Source organism: Yersinia nurmii, assembly GCF_001112925.1.
GTDB classification, from domain to species: Bacteria; Pseudomonadota; Gammaproteobacteria; order Enterobacterales; family Enterobacteriaceae; genus Yersinia; species Yersinia nurmii.
On sequence record NZ_CPYD01000023.1, the window covers coordinates 1 to 8,157 of the forward strand.

Genomic DNA, 8,157 nt, shown 5'->3' on the forward strand with positions numbered 1-8,157 from the left:
TACAGAGCTAAATGTGCAGCAGAGGGTCGGTTAGAAAAGAACATCGCTACAGCCCTCACAGGATGCACAGCTCGGGTATACAAAGCAACGATGCCTGTACCGGTTCGCAGTACAGAGCAGTCAAGCGCTGACAATATCTGTTTGCCAGAGGTGGCTAAGTTTTCAGCAGGATTCCGTAAGAGTGAGAGCGTTACGGCGAGATAGTGATTTTAGTAGCGCTTCATGCTGTGTGGGATATGTACATCAGGGAGCGGTGGTATTTTATTCATGCGGTATTCATTTTTGCATCGGGGGCACTGATGAACAAAGAAATTATTGGACTTAACTGTTTGAATGCTAGGCTGAAGTATAGATATCTGGTGATCGCCGAAGCAGTGTGCACAAAGGTAATGAGGCTCAATAACGTCATCGGGAGAAGACTTAGGTCTGTACACGACAGATCCACCTTCAGTTTTGTGAAGTTCGTAGTTATCGGCCTGCACAATAAACATCTCGATTTTGTTATTTTCTTCGCGAAGCTGTCCTGTGATGTCTCTCTCAGCCTGATAAAGACCAGAGAGCTCCGCATTAAGCATCTGTAACTCAGTAATTTTTTCTGAAAGATCACCTGCTGCTTTCCTGATAACTAATTCATCACGACTTTCTTTTATTATCTTCAATAAATCAAAAGCTTGCTTTGCGGCAGTCAAACTAGAAAAAACGTCCATTTGAATAATTCTCTAACTGTAGGGGTGATTAGAGTTTATCCGATTTCTCGCTGTAGGGGTACAACGAGAACCACCGCCGCCTGACGTGGTTAAAGATAGTTCAGGCAACTATTTATTGGTCATCGTACCAACCGTAAAGAAGCTAACCACATAGTTAAGGGGTAAGAGATGAAAGAGTTACGTTTTTATGGTGCAAGTGATGATTTGTTCGAGTGCGAAGGAGATATTCGCGAAGAAATAGGCTGCTTCAATGACGTTGGGGAGTACCACCTAAAATCCTCTGAGGGTGAGGTGTTGATCATCGGACAATATTTGGATAGTGGGTTGTGGGGTGTTGGGCTTGCTCCAGTAAGCGAAGGTTTGGCGATACCCGATTGGCCCGTTCAGTACTCAGTATACGATCACGGGTATAGCACACTGCTCACCATTCAGGTTCCAGACGATATAGAAATCGTAACCATAAAAGAAGATTAACGAGGTCACTTAGGTGGCCTTTTTTATTTCCTAAATCCAACCAGTGATTTTGACCGCTGCCCTTCCTGTGAGGGCTTTGGCAAGTTCATTGATAGAGGGTAAGACGATGGCAGAGAAAGAAAAGCGTGAAATCAAATGGCTGTGGTGCGCACGTTGCGATCACTCGCCAGTTATTGTGGAAACTGCTGCCCCAATTGGGATGATTAACTTCAACGATAAAGCTAGCTGCCCTAAATGTGGCCTGCAAGGTCACGCGGAAATAGACAGTCCAGAAGAGGCTTACATCTGCTGGGATGAGATTGATGTCGAAACCACTCTGTCAGCTCGCAGCAAATAGGATCTTCCATGTGGAACAAGATTGAGAAGGGAGCGAAGCAGCCTCCCTATTGCGTAGATGTTCAAATTTACTGTTTTACCGATGATGCTCAATACGTAGCTTATCGCCTTCCTGACAATAATTTCATGTGTGATGGTTCTGACGCCATCATCACTAATGCAACACACTGGAAGCACTTACAGGCGCGGCCGGTCAACTAAATAGGTGAGATATGAACGACTCTGGCAGTAAAAATCATCACGACGACATTCAAGTTACCAAGATTAACCACAGACAAAACGGTTAACCCTCCCCCACTAACTCCCCACTCCCACTACTAAATAACTGACAAAGCATAGTCGGGTGTTTTGCTGTGGGCTAAACACAAGGAAATGAGCATGAGTGATGAAAAAAAGGAACTGGCGCTCGTCACCTTGCCAGCCGAAAAAGTAGATTTGGAAGTTGCGTTACTGAATGACAAATTCATTGATGAGCTGATTGATAACGTTCGCAAGACAGCCGGTTCAGTGGTTGGCGACCTGAATACGGCAAAGGGTCGCGGCGTTTATATCACGATGGCTGACAAGGTGCGTAAATCTAAAGCAGCATTTGAGGTTCGCGCCAAAGAGTTAGTTGCTGAGCTAAAAGCACGGCCTGCTTTGATAGATGCCAACCGAAAAAAGTTTCGTGACGAGCTAGATAATATTGCAGTAGCAATCCGAAAGCCGGTAACAGACTGGGAAGCTGAACAGGACCGGTTAAAGCAGGAAGCAGAAGCCAAGAAGAAAGCCGAAGAGTTAGCGGCAGAAATTGAGGTGGCCCATGAGATGGCCCTGCTAATGAATGACGCTTTCGATCGAGACGCTAAAGAGAAAGCTGAGGAGGTTGAACGTCTGCGCAAGGCCCATGAAGAATTCATTGCTCAACAGGCAGCAGAGAAAGCCAAGCTCGAAGCTGAAGCGAGAGCGCGTAGTGACCTGGAATATGCAGAAATACAACGAAGGGACGCAATACTTTCACAAGAACGAGCAGAACAGGCCGCTAAGGATGCCGTTGCCAAAGCTGAACAAGACAAGAAAGATGCAGCCGCTAAAGCTGAACGAGAAAAGCAGGAAGCTATCGCAGCCGAGAAGCTTAAAGCGCAGCAAAAGGAAGATGCACGTTTAGCAGAAGAGAAGCGCGTTGCTGATGAAGCGGCAAAAAAAGCAGCCAACAAAGCTCACCAGGCAGAAGTAAATAACTCGGCCATTACCGTGCTAACCGATGCCGGAATTGATGCCGAATGCGCCAAGGCTTGCGTTATTGCCATCATCAAGAATCAAGTTGCCCAATCGTTTTTAAACCAGCAACCACCTATCCAAATTAACTACTAATCAAAAGGTATCCCTATGCAATACGCCATTGCAGGGTATCCCGCATCGGGATGCTCTACTAACTATTTGACAAAAATTCAGCATTTACCGGCTTACCGCCTCACCTCATCCAGCTTTACCCCGCCGCCCCGTAAGAGCCTGCTGGACAAGATAGTCGATTTTCTGCGCTCGAAGGGAAATCCGCTATGAGAAAAAATGAACTCAAGTGGTGGCATAAGCATTTGTTGGAAAGTGCCAAGGCCTGCCGTGAAGCAGGGTGTAATGGCGTGGCAGCTAGAGAGCTAACCTGTGCCTCTGCCAAGCGTCGCATTTACCAATGGGATGAATCGGTATCAATTGAGATTAAGGGGGCCGCATGACGCAGGACGAGCGTTTTTACGCAGCATTAGAATCAGTCGCATGGACACGACTGATAGCCGATCCGCGATTCACAGATGAAATGGCACAAGTGGAAGCCAATGCAGATCATCGCACAAGTCAGCAGCAACAAAGAATTCAGGAGGCAGAGCGTGGATTTGAATAAATTAGATGAGCCGTTCCCTGCCACTGATATTGAGTGGCGTGTGCAATCTTGCGGCGTAACCAACAACGGCAAGCCTTGGGCTATGGTGCTGGCTTACGTAACCAACAGGGCGATCATGAAACGGTTAGATGAGGTTTGCAGCAAGGCTAGATGGCGTAACGAATTCCTCCCAGCCCCCGATAGCGGAGTTATGTGCGGGTTATCAATCAAGGTTGATGATGAATGGATTACTAAGTGGGATGCAGCCGAAAACACGCAAGTTGAGGCGGTCAAAGGTGGAATGTCTGGGGCAATGAAGCGAGCAGCTGTTCAGTGGGGTATCGGGCGCTATCTGTACTCGCTTGAAGAAGGTTTCGCAGACGTGAGCCTGGAAAAGCGTAATGGCTGGAACCGAGCCAGTACTAAAGATAAGAAAATAATCTACTGGACTCCACCTGTATTGCCTGCATGGGCGTTACCTCTACAAATCGAAAAGGTGGTTGTTAGAGAAGTTAAAGATCCAGATGTAGGAAGGGGATTTGACGAGATACTCGCAGATTTCACATCTCAAGCACTGGATTGTCAAAGCTTTGAAGAGCTGAAATCGATATATACAGCAACATGGAACGCGCTGTCTGAATCATCCGATCACCAAACCAAATGCATTGAGGTATTCAAGCATCGCAACTCAGAACTTAAAAAGGCGGCATAAATGGCTAGTAGAGGTGTAAATAGGGTGATTTTGGTGGGGAATCTAGGTCTAGACCCTGAGGTTCGTTACATGCCAACCGGTGGTGCAGTAGCAAACATCACCTTGGCCACATCGGAAAGTTGGCGGGATAAAGCTACAGGTGAGCAGAAAGAAAAAACTGAATGGCACCGAGTGGTGTTATTCGGAAAGTTAGCCGAGGTCGCGGGTGAATATCTGCGTAAAGGCTCTCAAATTTATATCGAAGGTGCCCTGCAAACAAGGAAGTGGCAAGACCAATCAGGGCAGGATCGCTACACCACGGAGGTGGTAGTTAACGTCGGCGGCACAATGCAAATGCTGGGTGGTCGTCAAGGCGCTGGTGCTCATGCTGGCGGCGCGCAGGGTGGTTCCAACGATGGCGCACAAGGCGGTTGGGGTCAGCCTCAGCAACCTCAGGGCGGCAACCAGTTCAGCGGCGGTCAGGCTCCACGCCAGGCGCAGTCTGCTCCAGCGGCACAGCAGCAGGGCGGCAACGAGCCACCAATGGATTTTGATGACGATATCCCGTTCTGAAGATGAACCCAGCAGGTAATAACCATGCGGCCAGAGCAAATACTAGCACTCCTCCGTGCGTACCCCGATGCAAATATAACCTCTTTCCATCGCTCAATGAGAAGCACAGGTGGCGGGAGTTATTTGTCTGGCGGCGCAACTGGTGGGTGCACATTGAATTACACCGACCCAGCCTATGCAGGCTTCGGTGGCGCAATGGAAAACCAGTCAATATTCATTGAGCTGACTTATGTGATGAATATGAGACACCTTCTCACGGAAGAGAGGTGGGAAATAAAAGAAATATCGGCAGAGGGAACGATTTACCGGCTTAAGCCTGAGTTCATGCCAGATGATCCATCACCGTATTACACCTGCAATGAAGAATTGGCGCTGCGCAAGCAGGAGCGCCTGAGACTACTTTCGGCGTCCTAACTCACTCCCCCTCCACTTAACCGGCAGCCAGTCTGCTGAGGAATAGTTGTGTCAAAAATTCGAGAAGCCATTAACAAGGCACTCCAATACCGAGCCACTCCATCCGAGTGGCTTTTAATATTGTCGGTGATACTCGCTATCTGTTGTGCGGGTATTGCTTATCTGATTATTGATTCGTTTTGAGGTGATGGGAATGGATAAGCATATAGAAGCGTTGCGTAATGCGGCGCTGAAAGCAACGCGGGATAAATGGGTAGCATTCAGTAACGTAAAGACTGGAACTTTCGCCGCCAGTCTGCGGGGAGGTGAGTGATATGGCTACCAAAAAGAAAAAAACTGATGGTTCATGCGAATACTTAACAAGTGATGATTGCACCTTTCTCGTTATGCGCGGCGATTATGACAAAGACGCAATTATTAAGGCGGCTATCGAGCAAAAACAGATAGGTTCTGATGATGCGCCAGACTGGCTAGATGCTCGTTATTATCAATCGCATTACAAGGTTTCACCAATAGGTGGCGGCGGGTATAGCAGCTGGCACCATCCACGCGACACTCCATGCAAAGGCTCTTTCTTTGCTTCTGTTTTGCAGTGGGATTAAGGAGGCATGATGGATAAGCATATCGAAGAGCTAAGCAAGCCGGTGGCGTGGACAGATGCAGAAGAACTGCAAGACATTGAGCGGGGATATTCTGGTTACTTGTTCAAAATCAATCCTGATGACCGTAACATCGACCCACGTAGGCAAATAATGCTCTACTCGCAAGAGTACGTTGATTCACTGCTAGCCAAGCTGGAAGCGGCAGAGAAAGACCGTGATGAATTGAAAGAGCTTAACCGCCATTTTGATTTATCCATTCGGAAAGCAGAAGGAGTTAACGAGGTTTTACGCTCCAAGCTGGAAGCGACAGAGAAAGAGCGTGATGACATGCTTAATCAGGAATTCCAGCAACGCTTAGCGAATGCAGAGCATCAGCTCTACATGAAGGATCTGGCAATTTATAACATCAAGGCTAGCCGTAAAGCTCAATTCAGGAAGCGTAAAGCGCTGGAGACTGAAAACGCCGAATTGGAAGAACGCGCAGAGGCAGCAGAGGCGCGGATACTTGTGCCGGTTACCGCCGATACTATTACGGAAATCATGCAGGAGGAATGGAACGAATGGTGTTCAGACACGGGATGTTTTCCTGGTGATTTCGAATGGAAAGGTGGCAACGGTACGCTGTCCTACGAAGCTTCACGCTGGTCAAATCGCGTGGCTGACCGAATTGTTAAATTACATTCTGCCAGTAATCCGGTTGAAGGGGGTGAGTAGTGGGTAATTTTAAATGTCGGCGCTGTCGCAAGGTTCACGCTAAAAGTGAATTAGTCGGTAAGCGCAACAAAGGTGGATGGACGGACAATTGTTGTCCAAGCTGTGGCTGCAAAACATTCACTTTGGTAGGTGGGAGTGCAGATGCTGAGTAAAAAACCATTTTCAGAAATTGATTTGAAATGCATTCTTATGGGTTCAAAGCTTCACTATAACCAAGATAGAATGATGGCTGCTGAACTGCTAGCTCTGCGTGAGCAACTTGCAGAGTTGAAAGCGCTGGAGCCTATTGGTCGAATTGTAATGGGTGAATATGATTCAGATGGTTATAGAACCGCGAAAGTTATGTGTCTACATGAACAAGCCGATTGGGATAACTTTCAAAATGGAACTTTTTTATTCACAGCAGCCAAGCCAGCGGAGGAATAATGCTAATCGGCTTTGTCCTACTTGTCAGCAGTTGCGGCCTTGACGCCTGCGAAGCGCTGCCAGTTTCAGACGATATCTACCCTACCCAGACAGAATGCCAGAACGTATCCGCGCTGATTAAAGAACGCCGCCCGGCGGCAGTGCTGATATGTGGCGAAGTACGCCGCTAACCTCTTCCCCATTTTCACGGATATGAAGAAACGGATTTCACTAAATCTGGAGTATCCCCTATGCGAATAACCATTACGGCGCCGGACTCCGGCTGCATTGAATTTGCCACGCGTGCATTAAATGCCTTTATCAAAGGCCGTGGCAATGGCGAATTCCCGCATCCAAGCGGTGCAATAAGTAATTCATTTTTTGGCGCCGAATGCACAGAAAAGCCCAGCGGGAATTATTCAATTAAGTGCTGGCGTATACCAACCAATATTGCGGAGGCAGCATAATGCCCGACGATATCGATAACGCTTCAGCTCTCGAACAACACAACATCGACACCGCAATAGCCAACCGTCCAAAACCAACAATGACATTCACCGGGCGCTGCCACTTTTCTGAGTGCCGCAGGGCAATTACTCGTGGGTTGTTCTGTGATGCTGACTGCCGGGATGATCATGAGATTGACGAACGGCGGAAAAGGAATGCGGCATGAGCGACTACCAGCTTATCTATTGCGACCCGCCGTGGCAGTACAGCAACAAGGCCAGCAACGGGGCGGCAGACAATCACTATGGAACAATGACACTGATGGATCTTAAGAGGCTTCCTGTGTGGTCATTATCGGCCTCGGATGCAGTGTTAGCTATGTGGTACACCGGTAATTTCAATGATGAAGCTAAGCAACTTGCGGAAGCGTGGGGCTTTCAGGTGCGCACGATGAAGGGATTCACCTGGGTAAAGCTAAATCAACTGGCTGAAGACCACATAAATAAGGCGCTGGCAGCCGGTGAGGTACAGGATTTTTACGATTTCCTAACCCTGTTGAACGAGCAATCACGGATGAATGGCGGGAACTATACCAGGGCGAATACGGAAGATGTGTTGATCGCCGTGCGCGGGCGCGGGATGGAGCGGCTGAACGCCAGTATTAAGCAAGTAGTTTACTCGCCGCTTGGTCACCACAGCGAAAAGCCGTGGGAAGTTCGAAACCGGCTGGAAATGCTTTATGGGGATGTGAAGCGCATCGAGTTATTTTCAAGGAAGGAGTTGCACGGGTGGGATACTTGGGGCAATGAGTGCGGTAAGTCTATTCAACTGATACCGGGGAGAGCTGAAGGAATATGAGCGAACTAATAATTCACCTTGATTGGGTACTGCTCGTTATCGGCGGCATCATCGCCTACTGGTGGCTGTTCTGCTGGAAGG

16 protein-coding genes are annotated in these 8,157 nt (G+C 48.2%); 15 read left to right on the top strand and 1 reads right to left on the bottom strand.

Features of this window, described 5'->3' with window-relative positions; all coding sequences use genetic code 11:
• Positions 1–42 precede the first annotated feature (42 nt).
• Complete coding sequence (locus AD970_RS20690; RefSeq protein WP_456294430.1) at positions 43–204, top strand: transcriptional antitermination N peptide; 162 nt, start codon at positions 43–45, stop codon at positions 202–204.
• Positions 205–209: 5 nt separating this feature from the next.
• On the opposite strand, the gene AD970_RS18085 is transcribed toward AD970_RS20690, so the two are convergent.
• On the bottom strand, positions 210–707 hold the full coding sequence (locus AD970_RS18085; RefSeq protein WP_049602344.1) for a hypothetical protein: 498 nt from the start codon (positions 705–707) through the stop codon (positions 210–212).
• Positions 708–875: 168 nt separating this feature from the next.
• Between AD970_RS18085 and AD970_RS18090 the strand changes: the two genes are divergently transcribed.
• The 14 genes from AD970_RS18090 (at position 876) to AD970_RS18150 (ending at position 8,076) form a co-directional block, all read left to right on the top strand.
• Positions 876–1,181, top strand: a complete 306-nt coding sequence (locus tag AD970_RS18090; RefSeq protein WP_049602346.1) for a hypothetical protein — start codon at positions 876–878, stop codon at positions 1,179–1,181.
• 106 nt (positions 1,182–1,287) lie between these two features.
• A complete protein-coding gene (locus AD970_RS18095; protein ID WP_049602365.1) occupies positions 1,288–1,518 on the top strand; it encodes a hypothetical protein in 231 nt (76 codons plus the stop codon).
• Positions 1,519–1,895: 377 nt separating this feature from the next.
• A complete protein-coding gene (locus AD970_RS18105) occupies positions 1,896–2,870 on the top strand; it encodes a hypothetical protein (RefSeq protein WP_049602367.1) in 975 nt (324 codons plus the stop codon).
• Positions 2,871–3,055: 185 nt separating this feature from the next.
• The gene (locus AD970_RS19760; protein WP_157045596.1) at positions 3,056–3,229 is read left to right on the top strand and encodes a hypothetical protein; all 174 of its coding nucleotides are present in this window, start codon (positions 3,056–3,058) and stop codon (positions 3,227–3,229) included.
• Positions 3,226–3,393 carry a hypothetical protein gene (locus AD970_RS19765; RefSeq protein WP_157045597.1) on the top strand — a complete coding sequence of 56 codons (168 nt, stop codon included), beginning with the start codon at positions 3,226–3,228 and terminating at the stop codon, positions 3,391–3,393. The genes AD970_RS19760 and AD970_RS19765 overlap by 4 nt, the downstream gene beginning before the upstream one ends.
• Positions 3,380–4,084 carry a Rad52/Rad22 family DNA repair protein gene (locus AD970_RS18110; RefSeq protein ID WP_049602368.1) on the top strand — a complete coding sequence of 235 codons (705 nt, stop codon included), beginning with the start codon at positions 3,380–3,382 and terminating at the stop codon, positions 4,082–4,084. The genes AD970_RS19765 and AD970_RS18110 overlap by 14 nt, the downstream gene beginning before the upstream one ends.
• The gene (locus AD970_RS18115) at positions 4,085–4,636 is read left to right on the top strand and encodes a single-stranded DNA-binding protein (protein ID WP_049602369.1); all 552 of its coding nucleotides are present in this window, start codon (positions 4,085–4,087) and stop codon (positions 4,634–4,636) included.
• Between the two features lie 123 nt (positions 4,637–4,759).
• On the top strand, positions 4,760–5,050 hold the full coding sequence (locus AD970_RS18120) for a hypothetical protein (protein WP_157045598.1): 291 nt from the start codon (positions 4,760–4,762) through the stop codon (positions 5,048–5,050).
• Positions 5,051–5,364: 314 nt separating this feature from the next.
• Positions 5,365–5,652, top strand: coding sequence for a hypothetical protein (locus AD970_RS18125; RefSeq protein WP_049602372.1), 288 nt, complete (start codon positions 5,365–5,367; stop codon positions 5,650–5,652).
• Positions 5,653–5,661: 9 nt separating this feature from the next.
• Positions 5,662–6,366: a hypothetical protein gene (locus AD970_RS18530; RefSeq protein WP_053215289.1), complete on the top strand. Its 705-nt coding sequence runs from the start codon at positions 5,662–5,664 to the stop codon at positions 6,364–6,366.
• A gap of 141 nt (positions 6,367–6,507) precedes the next feature.
• Positions 6,508–6,792, top strand: a complete 285-nt coding sequence (locus tag AD970_RS18135) for a hypothetical protein (RefSeq protein WP_049602373.1) — start codon at positions 6,508–6,510, stop codon at positions 6,790–6,792.
• The gene (locus AD970_RS19950) at positions 6,792–6,962 is read left to right on the top strand and encodes a hypothetical protein (protein WP_167337482.1); all 171 of its coding nucleotides are present in this window, start codon (positions 6,792–6,794) and stop codon (positions 6,960–6,962) included. Before AD970_RS18135 ends, AD970_RS19950 begins: the two co-directional genes overlap by 1 nt.
• Positions 6,963–7,022: 60 nt before the next feature.
• Positions 7,023–7,238 (top strand): hypothetical protein, encoded by a 216-nt coding sequence (locus tag AD970_RS19870; RefSeq protein WP_049602376.1) that lies wholly within the window; start codon positions 7,023–7,025, stop codon positions 7,236–7,238.
• Positions 7,239–7,440: 202 nt separating this feature from the next.
• Positions 7,441–8,076, top strand: a complete 636-nt coding sequence (locus AD970_RS18150) for an MT-A70 family methyltransferase (RefSeq protein ID WP_049602379.1) — start codon at positions 7,441–7,443, stop codon at positions 8,074–8,076.
• Positions 8,077–8,157: the final 81 nt, after the last annotated feature.

What these genes read in the sequence shown, in the direction of transcription:
- AD970_RS19870 (WP_049602376.1), top strand. Translation starts at nt 7,023, where the DNA reads ATGCGAATAACCATTACGGCGCCGGACTCCGGCTGCATTGAATTTGCC.
- AD970_RS19765 (WP_157045597.1), top strand. Translation starts at nt 3,226, where the DNA reads ATGACGCAGGACGAGCGTTTTTACGCAGCATTAGAATCAGTCGCATGG.
- AD970_RS19950 (WP_167337482.1), top strand. Translation starts at nt 6,792, where the DNA reads ATGCTAATCGGCTTTGTCCTACTTGTCAGCAGTTGCGGCCTTGACGCC.
- AD970_RS19760 (WP_157045596.1), top strand. Translation starts at nt 3,056, where the DNA reads ATGAGAAAAAATGAACTCAAGTGGTGGCATAAGCATTTGTTGGAAAGT.
- AD970_RS18135 (WP_049602373.1), top strand. Translation starts at nt 6,508, where the DNA reads ATGCTGAGTAAAAAACCATTTTCAGAAATTGATTTGAAATGCATTCTT.
- AD970_RS18530 (WP_053215289.1), top strand. Translation starts at nt 5,662, where the DNA reads ATGGATAAGCATATCGAAGAGCTAAGCAAGCCGGTGGCGTGGACAGAT.
- AD970_RS18105 (WP_049602367.1), top strand. Translation starts at nt 1,896, where the DNA reads ATGAGTGATGAAAAAAAGGAACTGGCGCTCGTCACCTTGCCAGCCGAA.
- AD970_RS18125 (WP_049602372.1), top strand. Translation starts at nt 5,365, where the DNA reads ATGGCTACCAAAAAGAAAAAAACTGATGGTTCATGCGAATACTTAACA.
- AD970_RS18090 (WP_049602346.1), top strand. Translation starts at nt 876, where the DNA reads ATGAAAGAGTTACGTTTTTATGGTGCAAGTGATGATTTGTTCGAGTGC.
- AD970_RS18095 (WP_049602365.1), top strand. Translation starts at nt 1,288, where the DNA reads ATGGCAGAGAAAGAAAAGCGTGAAATCAAATGGCTGTGGTGCGCACGT.
- AD970_RS18150 (WP_049602379.1), top strand. Translation starts at nt 7,441, where the DNA reads ATGAGCGACTACCAGCTTATCTATTGCGACCCGCCGTGGCAGTACAGC.
- AD970_RS18115 (WP_049602369.1), top strand. Translation starts at nt 4,085, where the DNA reads ATGGCTAGTAGAGGTGTAAATAGGGTGATTTTGGTGGGGAATCTAGGT.
- AD970_RS18085 (WP_049602344.1), bottom strand. Translation starts at nt 707, where the DNA reads ATGGACGTTTTTTCTAGTTTGACTGCCGCAAAGCAAGCTTTTGATTTA.